This is a genomic window from Acinetobacter sp. 148 (genome assembly GCF_031196675.1).
In the GTDB taxonomy this organism is placed as follows: domain Bacteria; phylum Pseudomonadota; class Gammaproteobacteria; order Pseudomonadales; family Moraxellaceae; genus Acinetobacter; species Acinetobacter baumannii.
The window spans coordinates 1-217 of the sequence record NZ_JAVIMT010000092.1 but is presented as its reverse complement, the minus strand read 5'-3'; the positions used below and the strand labels follow the sequence as shown (position 1 = coordinate 217).

Here is a 217-nt window from a genome sequence, read left to right as displayed (position 1 = left end):
AGATGAAGCAACTGATTTAGGATTTCCAATATTAGGGGCTAGTTTTGATTTAGAGTTTTTAAGATTAGCCCGTTTGGTAATTGAGAGCGTTTTGCAAGCTCAAAGAGACCGTTTTGACGCAGGAAATAAGCTATTTCAAGTCTATACTGATGCGTTATGGGAAAGTTCACAATTAGATGAACGATTACAGATTATCGGGCAAAAGTTATCTTTAAAT

General features: G+C 35.5%; 1 pseudogene. It reads left to right on the top strand.

Features of this window, described 5'->3' with window-relative positions:
• Positions 1-217 (top strand): annotated as a pseudogene (locus RFX69_RS18655) (polyketide synthase regulator); the annotation flags it as partial.